Source organism: Actinomadura sp. 7K507 (assembly GCF_004348425.1).
Taxonomy (GTDB): domain Bacteria; phylum Actinomycetota; class Actinomycetes; order Streptosporangiales; family Streptosporangiaceae; genus Spirillospora.
In genome coordinates this window covers 1-20473 of the sequence record NZ_SMKK01000084.1, presented here as the reverse complement: position 1 = coordinate 20473, position 20473 = coordinate 1, and the positions used below count along the sequence as shown (strand labels likewise).

At 70.7% G+C, this 20473-nt stretch carries 15 protein-coding genes; 13 read left to right on the top strand and 2 right to left on the bottom strand.

The window, feature by feature from the left end:
- The first annotated feature begins 212 nt into the window (after window positions 1–212).
- The 5 genes from E1285_RS20180 (at window position 213) to E1285_RS20160 (ending at window position 6715) form a co-directional block, all read left to right on the top strand.
- Window positions 213–2321: an EAL domain-containing protein gene (locus E1285_RS20180; RefSeq protein ID WP_132154301.1), complete on the top strand. Its 2109-nt coding sequence runs from the start codon at window positions 213–215 to the stop codon at window positions 2319–2321.
- Between the two features lie 341 nt (window positions 2322–2662).
- On the top strand, window positions 2663–2962 hold the full coding sequence (gatC, locus tag E1285_RS20175; RefSeq protein WP_131876025.1) for an Asp-tRNA(Asn)/Glu-tRNA(Gln) amidotransferase subunit GatC: 300 nt from the start codon (window positions 2663–2665) through the stop codon (window positions 2960–2962).
- Window positions 2962–4458, top strand: coding sequence for an Asp-tRNA(Asn)/Glu-tRNA(Gln) amidotransferase subunit GatA (gene gatA / locus E1285_RS20170; RefSeq protein ID WP_207946688.1), 1497 nt, complete (start codon window positions 2962–2964; stop codon window positions 4456–4458). Before gatC ends, gatA begins: the two co-directional genes overlap by 1 nt.
- A gap of 14 nt (window positions 4459–4472) precedes the next feature.
- On the top strand, window positions 4473–5957 hold the full coding sequence (gatB, locus tag E1285_RS20165) for an Asp-tRNA(Asn)/Glu-tRNA(Gln) amidotransferase subunit GatB (RefSeq protein ID WP_132154327.1): 1485 nt from the start codon (window positions 4473–4475) through the stop codon (window positions 5955–5957).
- Window positions 5958–6094: 137 nt separating this feature from the next.
- On the top strand, window positions 6095–6715 hold the full coding sequence (locus E1285_RS20160; RefSeq protein ID WP_132154297.1) for a Uma2 family endonuclease: 621 nt from the start codon (window positions 6095–6097) through the stop codon (window positions 6713–6715).
- Between the two features lie 215 nt (window positions 6716–6930).
- On the opposite strand, the gene E1285_RS20155 is transcribed toward E1285_RS20160, so the two are convergent.
- Window positions 6931–8040, bottom strand: coding sequence for a PQQ-dependent sugar dehydrogenase (locus E1285_RS20155; protein WP_132154295.1), 1110 nt, complete (start codon window positions 8038–8040; stop codon window positions 6931–6933).
- Between the two features lie 519 nt (window positions 8041–8559).
- Between E1285_RS20155 and E1285_RS20150 the strand changes: the two genes are divergently transcribed.
- From E1285_RS20150 to ilvC, 4 genes are all read left to right on the top strand, one after another.
- A complete protein-coding gene (locus E1285_RS20150; protein WP_132154293.1) occupies window positions 8560–11394 on the top strand; it encodes an EAL domain-containing protein in 2835 nt (944 codons plus the stop codon).
- A gap of 125 nt (window positions 11395–11519) precedes the next feature.
- Complete coding sequence (locus E1285_RS20145; RefSeq protein WP_279510078.1) at window positions 11520–13391, top strand: acetolactate synthase large subunit; 1872 nt, start codon at window positions 11520–11522, stop codon at window positions 13389–13391.
- Window positions 13392–13396: 5 nt separating this feature from the next.
- Window positions 13397–13921: an acetolactate synthase small subunit gene (ilvN, locus tag E1285_RS20140; RefSeq protein ID WP_132154289.1), complete on the top strand. Its 525-nt coding sequence runs from the start codon at window positions 13397–13399 to the stop codon at window positions 13919–13921.
- 96 nt (window positions 13922–14017) lie between these two features.
- A complete protein-coding gene (gene ilvC / locus E1285_RS20135) occupies window positions 14018–15001 on the top strand; it encodes a ketol-acid reductoisomerase (RefSeq protein ID WP_132154287.1) in 984 nt (327 codons plus the stop codon).
- Window positions 15002–15058: 57 nt separating this feature from the next.
- On the opposite strand, the gene E1285_RS20130 is transcribed toward ilvC, so the two are convergent.
- Entirely contained in the window at window positions 15059–15847 is a 789-nt protein-coding gene (locus E1285_RS20130) for a hypothetical protein (protein ID WP_243722925.1), read from the bottom strand.
- Window positions 15848–15985: 138 nt separating this feature from the next.
- On the opposite strand from E1285_RS20130, the gene E1285_RS20125 reads away from it, so the two are divergent.
- The 4 genes from E1285_RS20125 to E1285_RS20110 all read left to right on the top strand — a co-directional run.
- Window positions 15986–16585, top strand: coding sequence for a PadR family transcriptional regulator (locus E1285_RS20125; RefSeq protein ID WP_132154285.1), 600 nt, complete (start codon window positions 15986–15988; stop codon window positions 16583–16585).
- Window positions 16586–17040: 455 nt separating this feature from the next.
- Entirely contained in the window at window positions 17041–17679 is a 639-nt protein-coding gene (locus E1285_RS20120; RefSeq protein WP_243722924.1) for a hypothetical protein, read from the top strand.
- 176 nt (window positions 17680–17855) lie between these two features.
- Entirely contained in the window at window positions 17856–19439 is a 1584-nt protein-coding gene (gene serA, locus E1285_RS20115; RefSeq protein WP_132154281.1) for a phosphoglycerate dehydrogenase, read from the top strand.
- A gap of 468 nt (window positions 19440–19907) precedes the next feature.
- On the top strand, window positions 19908–20473 hold a 566-nt coding region (locus E1285_RS20110; RefSeq protein ID WP_132154279.1), incomplete at its 3' end, for a hypothetical protein.

Below are 20473 nucleotides of genomic sequence, written 5' to 3'. Positions count from 1 at the left end.
GGGGTACACTTCAACTACCCAACGGTGAGTGGCGGGTACGGAATGGGCATAACGGAACGTACGCAATCGGTTTCGCGAAGTTGAGCGAAGGCCGTACTCTCCCTCTCATCACGACCTACACCTGAATCTCCGGACGTAACGCCCGGGGGGCGTCCCCCGAGGTCGGGGACGCCCGGTGCCGGGGGAAGCCCCCCGAACCCCCCGAGGATGTGATGAAGGACCCGAACAACACGCGGAACACGGCACCACGCCGCGGCTCCCCGTTGTGGATCTACTTCGTCGTCGTCATCGTGCTCGGCGTCGCCGCCTGCACCACCGCGTTCTCCGGGCTGAGCGGCGACGACCTGGACGCACTCGCCGGCGCGCCGGTGTTCTGGATCCTCGGCTGCTTCATCATCTTCGGCGAGCTGCGGCCGATCATCACCCCCGGCTCCACCGAGAACAACGGCGCCACCACCTCCACGACCTTCTCGTTCGCCGCGCTGCTGTACGCGGGCCTGCCGATCGCCGCCGCCCTGCAGGTCATCGCCGTCGTCACCTGCGGCATCTTCCGCGGCCGCAGCCCGCACCGCATCGCCTTCAACGCCGCCCAGTACACCCTCAGCCTCGCCGCCGCCCAGCTCGTCCTCGCCCTGTTCGGCAACCTCGCCACCCCCACGGACCTATGGGTGCCGGACGGCGGCGACCTGCCCGCGATAGCGCTCGCCGGCGCCGTCTACTTCCTCTGCAACGACACGCTCGTCGGCTCCGCCGTCGCCCTGCACGAGCGGGTCTCGCTCGTCAAGGCGCTCCGCCTCGACCTCGGCTACCAGGTCCTGGTGCACCTGGCGCTGCTCGGCCTGGCCCCGCTGATGGTCGTCGCGATGGACCGCTCCGCGGTGTTCGTGCCCCTCATCGTCCTGCCGTTCATCGCCGTCTACCTGAACGCCTCGGTCTCCGTCCGGCGCGAGCACCAGGCCCTGCACGACGGGCTCACCGGCCTCCCGAACCGCAAGCTCCTCATCGTCCGGACCGAGGAGGCCCTCGCCGAAGCCCGCGGCGCCGGAAAACGCGCCCAGCGCACCGGCGCGATCGGCAAGCACTGCCCCCTCAAGACCGAACCGCCCGGCCACCGCGCCGGCCTGTTCCTGCTGGACCTCGACCGCTTCAAGGAGGTCAACGACACCCTCGGGCACCCCACCGGCGACCGCCTCCTCCAGCTCGTCGCGCACCGCCTCACCCACAGCGTCCGCCCCGGCGACCTGGTCGCGCGGCTCGGCGGCGACGAGTTCGCGGTGCTGCTGCCGTCGGTCCGCGACGAGGCTGCCGCCCGCGAGGTCGCCGCCCGGCTCCGCGCCGCGCTCAGCGAACCCGTCCGGCTCGACGGCATGTCGTTCGACCTGGAGGCCAGCGTCGGCATCGCGCTGTTCCCCGACCACGCGCCCGACTTCGAACTGCTCCTCCAGCGCGCCGACGTCGCCATGTACAACGCCAAGGAGGCCCGCTCCGGCGTCGAGATCTACTCCTCCACCAAGGACCGCAACTCCCCGGCCCGCCTCAGCATGCTCGGCGACCTGCGCCGCGCCATCGACCGGTCCGAGCTGGAGCTGTTCTACCAGCCGAAGATCTCCCTGCGGGACGGCCAGCTCGTCGGCATGGAGGCACTCCTGCGCTGGCGCCACCCCGACAAGGGCATCCTCGGACCCGACGCGTTCCTCCCCATCGCCGAGCAGACGTACCTGATGCGCTCGATCACCCACCACGTCGTGCAGGCCGCGCTCACGCAGGCCGCCGCCTGGTGGCGCGAGGACCTCACCGTCCAGGTCGCCGTCAACGCCTCCGGACGCGACCTCCTCGACACCGGCCTCACCGAGACGATCGAGGAGGGCCTCCTGGCCCGCGGCCTGCCCGCCGCCGCCCTCCAGCTCGAGATCACCGAGCGGATCCTCATGAACGAGCCCGCCTACGCCTCCGAGACCGTCAAGGCCCTCGCCGAACTCGGCATCCCGCTCAGCCTGGACGACTTCGGCACCGGCTACTCCTCCCTCGTCCGGCTCAAGCGCCTCCCCGTCGAAGAGATCAAGATCGACTCCTCGTTCGTGGGACGCCTCGGCGAGTCCACCGACGACGCCGTCATCGTCCGCTCCATCGTCGACCTCGTCCGCACCCTCGGCCTGCGCTCGGTCGCCGAAGGCGTCGAAGACCCCGCCACCGCCCAGACCCTCCGCGAGATGGGCTGCGACGCCGCCCAGGGCTGGCACTTCGGCCGCCCCATGGACGCCGAAACCGCCACAACATGGCTTCGGGAGTCTTTTGCAGTGCCCTTGGCGGTCGAGCCCTAGAGGGCTGTGTTTATTGCAGTTCCCTTGGCGGTCGGGCCCTGGGGGCCCTCCCTTCGGCGGGAACTGCGGTGCGATCGCTGCATCGCTCCGGCTCGCCCTGGGGGCTCGCTGCGCGATCAGGTTCTCGCAAGCTCGAACCTGCCTTCGGACGCGATCGCGACTGTTGGGGTTGTTGCGGGGTTGCGGCGACGGCTGGTGTGGTCTCGCAGGGGTGCTTTGGGATCGATGCGATGGTTCGGGGTGTTGCGGGGTTGCGGTGGGGGCTGTAATCGGGCGGGCGAGCGGGTCTTGGGCCATAGGATGGCCGGTGAATCCACTACGTCCGCAGGAACGGTTCTCACATGTCCGCCATCACCCGTGACGAGGTGTCGCACCTCGCCCGGCTGTCCCGGCTGGCGCTCGGCGACGCTGAGCTCGATCAGCTCGCCGCCCAGCTCGACCAGATCATCTCCGCGGTCGCGCGGGTGCAGGAGGTCGCGGCGGAGGACATCCCGCCCACCTCGCACGCGCTGCCGCTGACCAACGTCTACCGGGCCGACGAGGTGCGGCCGAGCCTTGCGCCCGAGCAGGCCCTGGCCGGCGCGCCGGCCGCCGAGGAGCAGCGCTTCCGCGTTCCCCGGATCCTGGACGAGGAGGCCTGATGGAGCTGGTCGGGAAGGGCGCGGCGGAGCTCGGGGAGCTGCTCGCCGCGGGCGAGGCCTCCGCGGCCGAGGTCGCCGAGGCGCATCTGGACCGCATCGCCGCCGTGGACGGCCAGGTGAAGGCGTTCCTGCACGTCGACCGCGACGCGACGCTGGCGCAGGCCCGGAAGGTGGACGAGCGGCGCGCGGCGGGGGAGCGGCTCGGCCCACTGGCCGGGGTGCCCATCGCGCACAAGGACGTGTTCACCACGACGGACATGCCCACCACCGCCGGGTCGAAGATCCTTGAGGGGTGGCGGCCGCCGTACGACGCGACGGTGACGGCGCGGCTGCGCGAGGCCGGGCTGGTGATCCTCGGCAAGACGAACATGGACGAGTTCGCCATGGGCTCGTCCACGGAGAACAGCGCCTACTTCACCTCGCGCAACCCGTGGGACCTGGAGCGGATCCCCGGTGGTTCGTCGGGTGGTTCGTCCGCGGCGGTGGCCGCCTACGAGGCGCCGCTGTCGACGGGGACCGACACGGGCGGGTCGATCCGGCAGCCCGCGGCGGTCACCGGCATCGTCGGCGTGAAGCCCACCTACGGCGGGTCGTCCCGGTACGGCGTGATCGCGTTCGCGTCGTCGCTGGACACGCCGGGCCCGTTCGCCCGCAACGTGCTGGACGCGGCGCTGCTGCACGAGGCGTTCAGCGGCCATGACGGGATGGACTCGACGTCGGTGCCCGAGGCCGTCCCGCCGGTCGTGGAGGCGGCGCGCCGCGCCGACGTCAACGGGCTGCGCGTCGGCGTCGTCAAGGAGTTCGCCGGCGAGGGCTACCAGCCGGGCGTCACGGCGCGCTTCAACGAGACGGTCGAGCTTCTGGAGTCCCTGGGCGCGAAGGTCGTCGAGGTCTCCTGCCCGAACTTCACCTACGCGCTGCCCGCCTACTACCTCATCGCGCCGTCGGAGTGCTCGTCCAACCTGGCCCGCTTCGACGCGATGCGGTACGGGATGCGCGTCGGCGACGACGGCAGCCGCAGTGCCGAGGAGGTCATGGCGCTGACCCGCGCCGAGGGTTTCGGGCCCGAGGTCAAGCGGCGCATCATGCTCGGCACGTACGCGCTGTCGTCGGGCTACTACGACGCCTACTACGGCAAGGCGCAGCAGGTCCGGACGCTGATCAAGCGCGACTTCGAGGCCGCGTTCGAGCAGGTGGACGTGCTGGTGTCGCCGACCACCCCGACGACCGCGTTCCCGATCGGCGAGCGCGCCGACGACCCGGTCGCGATGTACCTGGCCGACCTGTGCACCATTCCGGCTAACCTCACCGGCAACGCCGCGATCTCCGTGCCGTGCGGGCTGTCGGACGGCCTGCCCGTCGGCCTGCAGATCATGGCCCCCGTCCTCGGCGACGACCGCGTCTACCGCGTCGGCGCCGCCGTCGAGCGGGCCCTCGAAGACCGCTGGGGCGGCCCCCTTCTGGCTCAGGCCCCGGAACTGGTGGAGGCGAAGTGACCACTCCGACGCTGATGGACTACGACGAGGCGCTGGCCAGGTTCGAGCCGGTGCTCGGCATCGAGACCCACATCGAGCTGGGCACCGCGTCCAAGATGTTCTGCGGCTGCCCGACGGGGTTCGGCGCCGAGCCGAACACGCAGGTGTGCCCGGTGTGCCTGGGGCTGCCCGGTTCGCTGCCGGTCACCAACCGGGCCGCGATCGAGGGCATCATCAAGATCGGGCTCGCGCTGAACTGCGACATCGTCGAGTGGTGCAGGTTCGCCCGGAAGAACTACTTCTATCCGGACATGCCGAAGAACTTCCAGATCTCCCAGTACGACGAGCCGCTGTGCGTCGACGGGCACCTGGACATCGACGTCGAGGGCGAGACGTACCGGATCGAGATCGAGCGCGTCCACATGGAGGAGGACACCGGCAAGTCGCTGCACGTCGGCGGCACGACCGGGCGCATCCACGGCGCGGAGTTCTCGCTGGTCGACTACAACCGGGCCGGGATCCCGCTGGTCGAGATCGTCACCAAGCCGATCGTCGCGACGGGCGACAAGGCGCCGCTGGTGGCCCGCGCCTACGCGACCGAGCTGCGCGAGCTGGTCCGCTCGCTGGGAGTTTCGGACGTCCGCATGGAGCAGGGTTCGATGCGCTGCGACGTCAACGTGTCGCTGATGCCGCGGGGCGCGAGCGAGTGGGGGACCCGCAGCGAGACCAAGAACGTCAACTCGCTGCGTTCGGTGGAGCGCTCGGTCCGGTCGGAGATCGAGCGGCAGGCGGGCGTGCTGTCCGAGGGCGGGCGCGTCGTCCAGGAGACCCGCCACTTCCACGAGGACACGGGCCGCACCACCAGCGGCCGCAGCAAGGAAGAGGCGCAGGACTACCGCTACTTCCCCGAGCCGGACCTGGTGCCGATGGCGCCGTCCCGCGAGTGGGTGGAGGAGCTGCGCGCGTCGCTGCCGGAGCTTCCGGCCGCGCGCCGCGGCCGCATCCAGCGGGAGTGGGGCCTGTCGGACCTGGAGCTGCGGGACGTCGTCAACGCAGGCGCCATCGACCTCATCGAGGCGACGATCGCGCACGGCTCCGACGCCCCGTCCGCCCGCAAGTGGTGGATGAACGAGCTGTCCCGCCGCGCGACCGAGCAGGGCGTCGAGCTGGCCGACCTGCCGATCACGCCCGAGCAGGTCGCCCGCATCCAGGCGATGATCTCCGCGGGGGAGCTGAACGACAAGCTGGCCCGCAAGGTCTTCGAGGGCGTCCTCGCGGGCGAGGGGACCCCGGACGAGGTCGTCGCCGCCCGGGGCCTCAAGGTCGTCAGCGACGAGGGCGAGCTCACCTCGGTGATCGACCAGGTCATCGCCGACAACGCCGACGTCGCCGACAAGATCCGCGCCGGGAAGGTCGCCGCGGCGGGCGCCCTCGTCGGCGCCGTCATGAAGGCCACCCGGGGCCAGGCCGACGCCGGCCGCGCCCGCGAACTCATCCTCGAAAAGCTCGGCGCCTCCTGATGCCCTTGTCCGGTCGCCGCTCCGTGACCTCACCACGGGGACGGCGACCTGTCATGGGCACCTGCGACTCTTCAGATGTCTGCCCCGGCCCGTAAGCTGCGTACGTCAGTCGCGGTGCGATCCCAGGGAGCGTGATCATGGCGGCGCTGTCCGAGTGGCTGCTGAGTTTCCGGCCGCAGCCGGAGCGAATGACCGCTGAGGACTACGAGTCGCTCCCTGAGGACGTCTCGAAGACGATCGAGATCGTGGGCGGTTACGTCGTTCACTGTGAGTCACCGGCCCGCGATCACCAGAGGGCGGTATACCGGCTGCAAAGACTCATCGAACGCCATGCCAGGTCGGCCATGGAGCGTGGCCACGACTGCATCGAGTTCGACTTCGACGTGGATCTGCGGCTCCACGACATACCGCTCACTATCCGGCGGCCCGACGTCGTTCTCTATCGATGCCTTGATCGCGAGAACAAGGAGCGTCTACGTGCTGAGCACGCCTTGTTGGTCGTCGAGGTCATTTCGCCAGGCTCGGAACTCCAGGACACTGCCGACAAACATGCCGAATACGCGAGGGCGGGGATACCGCACTACTGGATCGTGCGTCTCGACGCCACCGGCGTATCCGTGATCGAGCAATACCAGCTCGACCAGGCGACCGGATGTTACAAGCACATAGGGACGCTGATGAAGCACGAGGCCGGAGGGCCGCCCGTGGTTCCGGCGCCGATTCCGATCACCGTGGACTGGGCTGCGCTGGAGTACTGAGGCGACGTCGGCCGGAGGGAACGCCGACGCCGGGTGTCAGATGGCGGCCGGGCGGTGGATGTCGAGGATGTCCGTGTCCTTGTCGCGCCAGTGGGTTACGAGGGCCTGGAGATCGTGCTCGCGCATGAAGTGGTACTCCGGAAGCGTCACCGGTATCAGGGTGATGACCTGGAGGCAGGTTAGCGGCCTGCGCTGACGGGGATCTTGAAATGGCCTCAGCCGAGAGGGACGTTGAGGACGCGGTCGTCGTTCTCCGCGGGGTCGCCTCGGCCGTCCTCGTTGCTGGTGGTGAACCACAGGGAGCCGCCGGGGGCCTGGACGACGGCGCGGAGACGGCCGTAGTCGGAGTTGAAGTGGGCCGTGGGCTGTCCTGCCTTGCCGTTGTCGACGGGGACCTGCCAGAGGCGTTCGCCGCGGAGCCCGGCGGCCCAGAGGGAGCCGTCCGCGTAGGCGAGGCCAGACGGGGACGCCTCGTCGGTCGTCCAGGTGAGGAGCGGGTTGGTGAACTCTTCGTTGTCGCCGGTGCCCTCGACTTCGGGCCAGCCGTAGTTGTTGCCCTTCTCGATGAGGTTGATCTCGTCGAAGCGGTTCTGGCCGAACTCGGTGGCGTAGAGGCGGCCCTCGTCGTCCCAGGCGAGGCCCTGGACGTTGCGGTGGCCGTACGTCCAGACGAGGTTGCCGAACGGGTTGTCCGGGGCGGCCTTCCCGTCGGGCGTGACGCGGAGGATCTTGCCGCCGAGGGATTCCTTGTCCTGGGACAGTCCGGTGTCGCCGACCTCGCCGGTGGCGATGTAGAGCATCTTGTCGGGTCCGAACTGGATCCGGCCGCCGTTGTGGTTGCCGCCCTTCGGGATGCCGGTGACGACGGGTTCGAGGTCGCCGAGTTCGCCGCCGTCGTAGGTGGCGCGGACGACGCGGTTGTCGGACGCCGCCGTGAAGTACAGGTAGACGAGCTTGTCGGCGGAGTAGTTCGGTGACACCGCGACGCCCATCAGCCCGCCTTCGCCGCCGGGCTCCACTCCAGGCACCGTCGCCACGGCCGACTTCTCGCCGGATGGGGTGACGCGCATCAGGCGGGCGCTGTCGCGTTCGGTCACCAGAGCCTCGCCGCCGGGCAGGAACGCCAGCGCCCACGGGACCTCCAGGCCGGTGGCGACCGCCTGCGGCTCGCCCGGCTCGCCGGATCCGCCGCCGCCCGCTCCTTCCGGGCTGCTCGCGGTCAGCGGCGGCGGTGTGTGCGCGCCGCCGTCCCCCTCCTCGGACGGGGACCCGCAGGCGGCCAGGAACACCGCGGCCGAGAACAGGACGATGGACTGCCTTCGCATAGCGCCTCCCGTAGGTAGTACGGATCCGAGGGGCCCGCCGTTCCCGTCCCGGGCTCATTTCCGTCACACCGCGATACCCGCACCCGAACGCGGTCACTCGGCGTGTTCCCGGGCAGGTCGCCGCATCCGTGACGATCTGCTTTCGGACGTCCCAAACCGGCTTTCGACGAGGTCGTTTGTCGCCGGGAGGAGGCTGAGCCTCAATCGCTCCGTGACATACCGAACGTACATTGAGCAGCACGGTGATCCCGTAGCGAGCATTCTCACCCTTGGCGGGTCGCACCGGCTGAGGGGCGGGCGGCAGGCCCGCTGAGAAGGTTGGGCAGCAATGTCGCTGATCCCCGGCAGGCGAAGCCGACCCGTTCGCAGCCGGCCCGCGCCGACCTCGCGCGGGGCACGATTCAGGGCATCTCGACCGTTGTCAGGTGGCGAGGGTCGTGAACCCGAACTCTCCCCTGGCGCGGTGCGGCGTCTGCAAGGGACCGAACGCTCCACCGGGGCAGGAAGGGACACGGCACGATGAGCGGCGACAACGCCAGGCGGGTTCCGCCGCGTGCGCTGCCCGTGGCCATGGCCGCGGTCGTCGGTGTCCTGTACGCCACCGGTTCACTGCTCGGCTGGGGCGGGACGGCCTTCATCGCCTGGGCCGAGGCGGGCGCCGCGGGCGCCGCCGCGACCTCCCTCCTGCTGGCGTCCCGGCGGCCGGACGGGCCGGCGGAGACGACCCCCGGCGGGCTCTGGCGGGCCTCCTGGCGGTGGTACGGCATCGCCGCCGCGTCCTGGTTCGTCGGCGCCGTGGGCGGCGCCCTGACCGACGGGTACGGCCGCAGCGCCATGTCGCTGTCGGTGCCCGACCTCTTCTACCTGTTCGCCCTGGCGGCGCTGGTCGTCGGGCTGGTCGCGCCGATCAGGGTGCCCCGGGACGCGGGGACGTGGCTGCGGTACGCCGCCGACACCTACGTGTGCGCCTGCGCGCTGTTCGTGCTCGGCTGGGTCGCACTGTTCGGCACGCTCTACCACGAGTCGGGTGAGACGCCGGCGGAGTTCGTGCTGGAGCTGCTGTACCCGCTGATCGGCATCGTGTTCGTCTGCGGGGCGCTGCCGTTCGTCCTCGGCGCCGCGCGCGGGCACCGCCGCCTCGCCTGGATGGGGTACGGCGCGCTGACCGCCATCGCGGCCGCCGACATCGTGACGACGTTCGTCCGGCTGGACGGCGGCGGGGCGGGCGACGACCCGTCCGACATCCTGCGCCTGGCCGGGCTGCTGCTCCTGCTGCTGGTGCCGTGGACGGGCCCGGCCGCCGAGCCGGAGCCGCCCGTCGACGACATCCCCGACGACGTGGCGGACGAGGCCTGGCAGGACACGTCCGGGCGGGCCGGCGAGGAGTGCGGCCGCATGATCGGGCCGGGCATCGCGCCCGCCGCGATCGCGGCCGCGGCCGCGCTGTTCATCGCGGGCCACTCGCTCACCGGGCAGAACGGCCTCGAACCCGGCATCTCGATCGCGGCGGGATCGGCGGCGCTGGTGCTGATCGCGCGGCTGGCGGGCCTGCTGCGGGAGAACGACGAGCTGCGCCGGGCCGTGGACACCGGCGAGGAGCACTTCCGGGCCCTGTCGGAGAGCATCAACGACGCGGTGCTCATCTGCGACCTGGACGCCATCGTCCAGTACGCCAGCGCCGGGGCGCTGCGGACCTATCATTACGAGCCGGAGGAGCTGCTCGGGCGGCCGCTGCACGAGATCGTCCACCCGGAGGACCTGCCGCGCGTCCAGGAGGTGTTCCTCGAAGTCCTGGACGACGAGGCCGTCGACGAGGCGCTGCGGGTGTCGTGCCGCGTCCGGGCGGCCGACGGCACGTGGCTGCCGACCGAGTCCACGATCTCGCGCTACAGCGGCTCCGACGGCGCGCCCTCGCGGCTGCTGGTCACGACGCGGGACCTCAGCGAGCAGGCGGCGCTGCAGCGGCAGGTGGCGCACCTGACGTTCCACGACGGGCTGACGGGCCTGCCCAACCGGTCCTACCTGGAGGAGCGCACCCGGGAGGTGCTGTCGCGGCAGCCGTCCGGGGAGGTCGCGGTCGTGTTCGTCGATCTGGACGGCTTCACCGCGGTGAACGACTCCGACGGGCACGCGGCCGGCGACCAGGTGCTGGCGCAGGCCGCGCGGAGGCTGCGCGCCAACGTCCAGTCCGATGACACGGTGGCCCGCTGGGGCGGCGACGAGTTCACCGTCCTCGTCCAGCCGCCGCCGGACGAGAGTGAGACGCGCGCCACAGTCGAACTCGCCGGACGGCTCCTGCGGGTACTTTCGGCCGACCCTTATCAGGTCGGCAACAAGCAGATCGTGCTGACGGCGAGTGTCGGCATAGCGTTCGCCGGGGACGAGGAGATGCCCGCGGGCGGCAACGGATCCGAGTCCGGCCGGCGGCTCCGCCGCACCGCCGCCGACCTGCTGCGCAACGGCGACCTGGCGATGGCCCGCGCGAAAGAGCTCGGCGGCGGGCGGGTCGAGGTGTACGCGCCGCACATGCACGCCGACGTCGTGCGGCGGCTGGAACTCGGCAGCGACCTGCAGCAGGCGCTGGCCGAGGAGGAGTTCGCGATCGAGTTCCAGCCGGTGGTGGACCTCGCGACGTCCCGGGTGACCGGCGTGGAGGCGCTGCTGCGCTGGTGGCGGGGGAGCGAGGCGGTGCCGCCGGAGGAGTTCATCGGCCCGGCGGAGGAGTCCGGCCTGATGATCCCGCTCGGCGACTGGGTGCTGCGGGAGGCGTGCCGCGAGGTCGCCCGGTGGCGCGGGGACTCGTGGGACGTCGGCCTGTCGGTCAACTTCACCGCCCGGCAGATCGCCGCGCCCGGGTTCGTGGAGTCGGTCGCGGCGGCGCTGGAGGAGACCGGGCTGCCGCCGCAGGCCCTCACACTGGAGGTGCGCGAGGAGGTCCTGGTCGAGGACGCGGGCCAGAACGTGGAGCGCCTGTCGGAGCTGCGCGACCTCGGCGTGCGGCTCGCCATCGACGACTTCGGCACCGGGTACGCCTCGCTCGCCTACCTCGGGCAGCTCCCGGTCGACATCATCAAGATCGACCCGTCGTTCGTGGCGGGCCTCGGGTCGGACGAGACCCTGACGCTGCTCACCCGGACGATCGTGCGGCTCGGCAGCGACCTCGGGCTGGCCGTGGTCGCGGAGGGGATCGAGCGGCCCGAGCAGCTGGAACTGCTGCGCGAGATGGGCTGCCCGCGCGGGCAGGGCTTCCTGGTGGCGCGTCCGATGGCGGCCGGGCGGGTCGAGTCGCTGGTGCGGACGAACCTCGAAGCCCACGCCCAGGCCGGCGACGTCCCGCTGCCCCTCCCGGGATGATCCGCGATGATCCGCCCAAAAGCCGTCTTGATATGTGAGACACAGTGTCCACGGATTTGACCAGCGGCCGGACATCGGCGAAAGTGGGCTCGTGCAGAACACCTTCATCACCATTCTCGTAGTACTTGGTCGGCGCGCAGGCTGACCAAGCTCCTCGTCCTGCGCGCCTCCCCTCGACCGCCCCACGGCGGCGGGGGTTTTTTGTTGCCCGGCGAGCCCTCACTTCACTCCCCAAGGAAACGCAGATCATGACGACCGAACAGATGACGGGAGCCCAGGCGCTGGTCCGCGCACTGGAGAACGTCGGCGTCGACACCGTGTTCGGCATCCCGGGCGGCGCGATCCTCCCGGCCTACGACCCGCTCTTCGACTCCGCGAAGCTGCGCCACATCCTCGTCAGGCACGAGCAGGGCGCCGGCCACGCGGCCCAGGGCTACGCGATGGTGACCGGCAAGGTGGGCGTCTGCATGGCCACCAGCGGGCCGGGCGCGACCAACCTCGTCACCGCGATCTCCGACGCCTACATGGACTCGGTGCCGATGGTGGCCATCACCGGCCAGGTGGCGTCCTCCCTCATCGGGACGGACGGCTTCCAGGAGGCCGACATCGCCGGGATCACGATGCCGATCACCAAGCACAACTTCCTGGTGACCGACGCCGGCGACATCGGCCGCACCATCGCCGAGGCGTTCCACATCGCCGGGACGGGCCGCCCTGGACCGGTCCTCGTCGACATCGCCAAGGACGCCCTCCAGGCCAGGGTCGGCTTCGAGTGGCCCGTCGCGCCGCAGCTCCCCGGGTACCGGCCCGTCACCCGGCCGCACTCCAAGCAGGTCCGCGAGGCGGCACGGCTGATCGTCCAGGCCGAGCGCCCGGTGCTGTACGTCGGCGGCGGCGTCCTGAAGGCCGGCGCGTCCGGCGAGCTGAAGGTGCTGGCCGAGCTGACCGGCGCGCCCGTCGTCACCACGCTGATGGCCAAGGGCGCGCTGCCCGACAGCCACCCGCTGCACATGGGCATGCCGGGCATGCACGGGACGGTCGGCGCGGTCGGCGCGCTCCAGCGCTCCGACCTGCTGGTCAACCTCGGCGCCCGGTTCGACGACCGCGTCACCGGGAAGCTGGACGGGTTCGCGCCGCGCGCCAAGATCGTGCACGCCGACATCGACCCGGCGGAGATCTCCAAGAACCGGCACGCCGACGTCCCGATCGTCGGCGACGCCCGCGAGGTCATCGCCGACCTGATCGTCGCCGTGCAGAACGAGCACGAGGCCGGACGCAAGGCCGACTACACCGACTGGTGGCGGCAGCTCGACGCCTGGCGCGACACGTACCCGCTGGGCTATGACGAACCGGACGACGGGTCGCTGTCGCCGCAGTACGTCATCGAGCGCATCGGGAAGATCGCCGGGCCCGAGGCGTACTACGTCGCGGGCGTCGGCCAGCACCAGATGTGGGCCGCGCAGTTCATCAAGTACGAGCGGCCGGGCGCGTTCCTGAACTCCGGCGGCGCCGGGACGATGGGCTACGCCGTCCCCGCGGCGATGGGCGCCAAGGTCGGCGCGCCCGATACGACGGTCTGGGCCATCGACGGCGACGGCTGCTTCCAGATGACCAACCAGGAACTCGCGACCTGCGCGATCGAGGGCATCCCCGTCAAGATCGCCGTGATCAACAACGGGAACCTCGGCATGGTCCGGCAGTGGCAGACGCTCTTCTACAACGAGCGGTACTCCAACACCAATCTCCACGCGGCCAAGCGCATCCCCGACTTCGTCAAGCTCGCCGAGGCGTACGGTTGTGTGGGCCTGCGCTGCGAGAAGGCCGAGGACGTCGACGAGGTCCTCGCCAAGGCCATGGAGATCAACGACGCCCCCGTCGTGATCGACTTCATCGTGCACAAGGACGCCATGGTCTGGCCGATGGTCGCGGCCGGCACCACCAACGACGACATCAAGATCGCGCGGGACATGGCGCCCGAGTGGGAGAACGGAGACTGACCCCGATGAGCCTGCACACCCTGTCGGTGCTCGTGGAGAACAAGCCCGGCATCCTGGCCCGGGTCGCCTCGCTGTTCTCCCGGCGCGGCTTCAACATCGAGTCCCTCGCGGTCGGCGTCACCGAGCACCCGGAGATCTCCCGGATGACGATCGTGGTGAACGTCGCCGACCTTCCCCTCGAACAGGTCACCAAGCAGCTCAACAAGCTGATCAACGTCCTGAAGATCGTCGAGCTCGACTCCACGGCGTCCGTCCAGCGCGAGCTCGTGCTGGTCAAGGTGCGCGCCGACGCCGAGACGCGCTCGCAGGTCCTGGAGACCGTCCAGCTGTTCCGCGCCAAGGTCGTGGACGTCGCGCCGGACGCCGTCACCATCGAGGCGACCGGCAACCGTGACAAGCTGGACGCGTTCATCAAGGTCCTGGAGCCGTTCGGCATCAAGGAGCTGGTGCAGTCGGGCATGGTGGCCATCGGCCGCGGCGCCCGCTCCATCACCGACCGCTCGCTCCGGGCCATCGAGCGCGGTGCCTGACCGCACCCGCCGCCCGAAGCGAACCGGCGCCCGAAACCGCACGCCGGAGCGCGTGACACAACCACATCAACGAAAGGCAACAGCACTGTGGCTGAGATGTTCTACGACGACGCCGCCGACCTGAGCGTGATCCAGGGCCGGCACGTCGCGATCATCGGATACGGCAGCCAGGGGCACGCGCACGCGCTCTCCCTGCGCGACTCCGGTGTCGACGTGCGGGTGGGGCTCCGCGAGGGGTCGGCCAGCCGGGAGAAGGCGGAGGCCGAGGGACTGCGCGTCGTCACTCCGGCGGAGGCGGCCGAGGAGGCCGACCTGATCATGCTGCTGGCTCCCGACCACCACCACCGGGAGATCTTCGAGAAGGACATCAGGCCCGCGCTCGTCGAGGGCGACGCGCTGTTCTTCGGGCACGGCTTCAGCATCCGCTACGACCTCGTCCAGCCGCCCGAGGGCGTGGACGTGGCGATGGTCGCGCCGAAGGGCCCCGGCCACCTCGTCCGCCGCCAGTTCGTCGCCGGACGCGGCGTCCCGGTGATCGTGGCCGTGGAGAAGGACCCGTCCGGCAACGCCTGGCCGCTCGCCCTCTCCTACGCCAAGGCGATCGGCGGCCTGCGCGCCGGCGGCATCAGGACCACCTTCACCGAGGAGACCGAAACCGACCTGTTCGGCGAGCAGACCGTGCTGTGCGGCGGCGTCTCCGAGCTGATCAAGACCGGGTTCGAGGTGCTCACCGAGGCCGGCTACCAGCCGGAGGTGGCCTACTTCGAGGTCCTGCACGAGCTGAAGCTGATCATCGACCTCATCTACGAGGGCGGCGTCTCCAAGATGTACTGGTCGGTGTCCGACAACGCCGAGTACGGCGGCTACAGCCGCGGCTCGCGCGTGATCACGCCGGAGACCAAGGCCGCGATGAAGAAGATCCTCGGCGAGATCCAGTCCGGCCAGTACGCCAAGGAGCTGGTGGACGAGTTCGAGGGCGGCCAGAAGCAGTTCGGCCAGTACCGCCGGGAGCTCGCCGAGCACCCCGTCGAGAAGACGGGCGCCGAGCTGCGCCCGATGATGAGCTGGCTCAAGGACTGACCCGCTTCGCCGCGTGCCGCCCTCCCGGGCTTGTCCGCAAGGGCGGCACGCCGCGGATCACCGCTTGAGGCGGCGGCGGAACCTGGTGCGCCACGAGGTGTCGGCCGGTTCCTCGGTCACCGTCAGCGCCAGATGCCCGCCTCTGGTGAAGTAGAACCTGGCGTCCCGCGTGCCCGCGGTGCGGCCTTGCGGGGCGGTCTTCAGGCCTTCGGCGCGCACGGAGCCGAAGCGCGCCTCACGTGTCACCCCGAGCGCCGTCGTCGCGACGTGCACGTCCCAGCGTCCCGGTTCCACGACCGCCGGGTCGGCGACGGCCTCGAACCCTCCGGCGTGGTCCCGCCGGTGCTCGGCGGGGAAGCCGTGCTCCTTGCCCGACGTGCGCTCGCGCAGGATGACGTCCACGACCGTCCGGTTCGTCTCGACGCGCTGGAGCGCCGCGACGCCGCGGATGCGGATCTTCTTGCCCAGCCACGCCACCCCGTCCAGCCGGTGGTCGACGCCGACCTCGGTCGTGATGTCGGCGTCCTGCCGGGGGACGCCGCGCAGGTAGGGGTACATGGCGTAGATCCGGCCGCCGACCACGACGGCGCCCGCCGGCTCGCCCTCGATCTCGTCGCGGATCAGCCGCTCCAGCTCCTCCCGCAGGCCGTGCTGGATGCAGAAGACCCTGAGCCGGACCGAGGCGGGCATGGCGGCGCGCGCGGTGTCGCTCAACCCCTCCTCCCCGATGACGTGGCGGGTGCCGTCCACGAGCCGCTCGCGCTGGAGCCGGTCGAGGCTCAGGTAGCGGTGGTCGTACACGCGCAGGACGTCGCGCAGGACGCTGATGGTGCAGTCCGAGGTCACGTTCTCTCCTGATCGGCCGGGAACACCGGTCACGTTAAGGCTCCGGCCGGTCGCTCACAGTGAAAATCCGCCGGTGTGTCTCCGCGGATGCATACGCGGTATTGCCGCGACCATACGCCGTATGCATACTTGGCAGGCATGTCGATCCGCCATGGCCTGCTGGCACTGCTGTCCCAGGGGCCCCGCTACGGCTACCGGTTGCGCGCCGAGTTCGAGTCGTCCACCGGCGCGACCTGGCCGCTCAACATCGGCCAGGTCTACTCCACGCTGTCCAGGCTCGAACGCGACGACCTGGTCACCGGGGTCGGCGCCGACACCGAGGGCCGGCTCGTCTACGAGATCAGCGCGGCGGGCGAGGACGAGGTGCGGCGCTGGTTCGCGACCCCGGTCGCGCGCGCCGACCGGCCCCGCGACGAGCTGGCCATCAAGCTCGCGATGGCCGTCACCACCCCCGGCGTGGACGTCCGGCAGGTCGTGCAGGCCCAGCGCACGGCGACCCTGCGCACGCTCCAGGACCTCACCCGCCTCAAGGCCGAGCCGCTCGCCGAACCCGCCGGCCGGGGCGACCATGCCTGGCGGCTGGTGCTGGAGTCCATGGTCTTCCAGGCCGAGGCGGAGGTGCGCTGGCTCGACCACTGCGAGGCCTACATCGCCCACGCAGTGCCGCCGGCGACCGGAAGGCCCGCTCCCGACGCCCCGGCTCCGGATTCGTCCACCGCCGGGGAAGCGCGCCGATGAGCATCCTGTCCATGCGGGGCGTCTCCCGCGACCACGGGTCCGGCGCCGCGCTCGTCCACCGGCCCTGCGCCGCCGCGGCACGGCCACTGCGCGGCATAAGCACGATCCTTTGGACAGATTGTCCAAGTGACCGATGCGCGCAGCGCTCGTCAGAATGCCGGTGAAGGTACCGTTCGGATAAATTACCCTATCCTTTTGGCGCACTTTGGCTGATACTTGGAGAAAGCCGTGACGGCCGCGGCCTGTGTGGGGACACCTGCACGAACGCTCATGTGACCGCCGCCGGAGCGGCGCTGGGGCGGAGTGCATGAGTGGTGCGATGGTGTTCAAGAACGACAGAGGGTCACGACCCGGAGGCGAGGCGGAATATCCCCTCCGCGCGTCAATGCGTCCGGCGGATAATTCCCTGATCCGTGCCACGGGTCAGGGGATGAATTACGGCGCGGAGCCGTGACGTGCCGGCGGCGGAGGACAAGGACGTCCGGCGCTGGGACACCTGCGGCCAGGCCTGGATCGGCGTCCTGCGGCACGTGTGGGCCGCCGGCGTGGCCGGTATGGAGGACTCCGGGCCCATCATCGAGGGCCCGCCGGCCCTGTTCGAGATCGCCTCGCTGAGCTGGGAGGACCCGATCCTGCACGAGCACGGCGACCGGGCCCGGCTCGTGCGGCGCGCCCAGGAGCGCACGCGGCGCAACGTCCGCGGGCGGTACTGGCCGAGGCTGCACGACCTTCAGGGAAACGACCAGATCCGCTGGGTGGTGGAGCTCCTGCGGGCCAGGCCCTGGACGACCAGCGCGTGGATCTCGCTGACGATCCCGGGCGAGCCGGCGGACGGGCTGCCGTGCCTGACCGCGCTCTCGTTCCGGATCCGCGGCTACCGGCTGATCATGACGGCGATGTTCCGGTCGCAGAACGTCCACCGCGGCTACCTGACCTACATCCCGCTCCGCGAGGTGCAGGTGCGGGTCGCCGACGAGCTGGGACTGCCGCCGGGGCCGCTGCGGCTGTTCGTCGACGTCCCGCACATCCACGTCGCCGACGCCGAGCGGGTCGCGTCCGTCCTGGCCGCGATGCCGGAGCCGAACGCCGCCTGACCCGCGGCGGCGGACGAACGGGAGTTACCGGCGCATGCCTCCCTGCCGGGAACCGTGCTCACCATGGCGAGTTAGACTCACCTGGGGGCGAGGGCACGACGAGGTGACCCGCGACTTCACCTGCACACCGTACGAATGCACCGTACGAACATCCCACTTCCCGAAGGACTGTTTCCTTGAGCAAGCCCGTCGTCCTCGTCGCAGAAGAACTCTCACCGGCCGGGATCGCCGTGCTGGAAGCCGACTATGAAGTCCGCCACGTCGACGGCAGCGACAAAGACAAGCTGCTGCCCGCCGTCGCGGACGCCGACGCACTGATCGTGCGCAGCGCCACCAAGGTCACCGCCGAGGTCTTCCAGCACGCCAAGGCGCTGCGCGTCGTCGCCCGCGCCGGTGTCGGCCTCGACAACGTCGACGTCGAGGCCGCCACCAAGGCCGGCGTCATGGTCGTCAACGCGCCGACGTCCAACATCGTCACCGCCGCCGAGCACGCCGTCGCGCTGCTGCTCGCGACCGCGCGGAACGTTCCCCAGGGCCACGCCGCGCTCAAGCAGGGCGAGTGGAAGCGGTCCAAGTACACCGGCGTCGAGCTCCAGGGCAAGACCGTCGGCGTCCTCGGCCTCGGCCGCATCGGCGTCCTGGTCGCCCAGCGCCTCGCCGCCTTCGACATGAACGTGATCGCGTTCGACCCGTACGTGCAGGCGGCCCGCGCCGCCCAGCTCGGCGTGAAACTCGTCACGCTGGACGAGCTGCTCCGCGACAGCGACTTCATCACCGTCCACCTGCCGAAGACGCCGGAGACCCTCGGCCTCATCGGCGACCGCGAGCTGCGCCAGGTCAAGCCGACCGTGCGGATCGTCAACGCCGCCCGCGGCGGGATCGTCGACGAGGCCGCGCTGGAGGTCGCCCTCAAGGACGGCCGTGTCGCCGGCGCCGGCGTCGACGTGTTCAGCACCGAGCCGTGCACCGACAGCCCGCTGTTCCAGCACGACAACGTCGTGGTCACCCCGCACCTCGGCGCCAGCACCCACGAGGCGCAGGAGAAGGCGGGCACGCAGGTCGCCCGGTCGGTGCGGCTGGCGATGTCCGGGGAGTTCGTCCCGGACGCGGTGAACGTGCAGGGCGGCGCCGTCGCCGAGGACGTCAAGCCCGGCCTCCCGCTCGCCGAGAAGCTCGGCCGCATCTTCACCGCCCTCGCGGGCGGCGTCCCGGTCCGGCTGGACGTGGTGGTCCGCGGCGAGATCGCCGAGCACGACGTCAAGGTGCTGGAGCTCGCCGCGCTCAAGGGCGTGTTCGTGGACGTGATCGAGGAGGCGGTGACGTTCGTCAACGCCCCGCTGCTGGCCCGCGACCGCGGCGTCGAGGTCACCCTCACCACCAGCGAGGACAGCCCCGACTGGCGCAACGTCGTCCAGGTCCGCGGCACGATGGCCGACGGCACGGTCGTCTCGGTCTCCGGCACGCTCACCGGCCCCAAGCACGCCGAGCGGATCATCGAGATCAACGGCTACGACATGGAGCTCGTCCCGACCGAGCACATGGCCTTCTTCTCCTACGTCGACCGTCCCGGGATCGTCGGCGCGGTCGGCCGGATCCTCGGCGACGAGCAGGTCAACATCGCCAGCATGCAGGTCGGCCGGGACGTCAAGGGCGGCAGGGCGCTGATCGCGCTGACCGTCGACTCGGCGATCGGGCCGCAGCTGGCCGACGCCATCACCCGCGAGGTGGGCGCCGACATGGGAAGGCGTGTCGATCTGTAGTCCCCTCGGCGTCGGGCGCGTCCGTGTGAGGCGCCTCATCCGTACCGCTGCGGGCGGGTATCCGGGCATTGCGGCCGGTGCCCGCCCGCGGCGTCTCGACCGTTCCGCCGTCTCAGTCATTGAGATTTTCCGCCACGGGTCGGGACACCTGGTTTGACGCGGGGTAATCTCGCAGGTGTCATGCGGCGCTTCGTGGTAATCCTTCGCTGCCGCAGCGGGGCCTGATCATCGGCAGGCCGGCACCCGCTGCGGAGGCTCTGCCCGGCCGTGAGTCCGATGTCCGCGCCGGACCGTGCGAACCACGGTTTCCCGGCGGCCCTCTGGCCACCAGCTCAGCGATCGGAGCGAATCATCATGAACGACACCTGGACCAACGCCGCCGCCGACGAGGCCGCGGAAGAAGCGGCCCGCGCCCTGCAGACCGCCCTGGACCGGCGCGCCGACTAGGCGGCCTGCACACTGGACGGTATGGCGCTTGAAGTCGTCCCGGCCGAGGTCGTCCTAGAAGATGTCGCGCGGCTTGGCCCCTACTTCGAGATCGTTGCGGGGGCGGGTGAGGTCGCCGGGGCCGCGTGGCGGCCCTTTCCCGAGGTGGACGCCGGGCGCCTCGCCGAACTGACGGCCGATTACGGTGAGCGGCTTGGCACGGACGAGCGGCGTGTCGCCGCGTCCATCCTGTTCCAGGGGCTCGCGTCGCGGCTGTGGTCGCCGGTCGTCGCGGCGGCGGCGCGGGGGATCGTCCCCGATCTCGCGGGGTTGCGATGGCGGTGGGCGCCGGGGGAACCGATGGCCCTCGGGCTCGCCGAGCCGCGCGGATGGCGTGTCGAGAGTTCGTCCGAGGCCGCCGGTCTCATCCATTCCATGGTCGTGGACGGGCAGCTCAGGCCGTTGCGTGAGGCCATGCTGACCTTTGTCGGTCTCGCGGACGGGCTCGTGTGGGGGAACGCGGCCTCTGCCCTGGCCGGGAGCCTGAACGTCGGGCCCGCCGACTCCGCGCGGGTCGCCATCGTGCGGGAAGTGCTCGCGCGTGAACC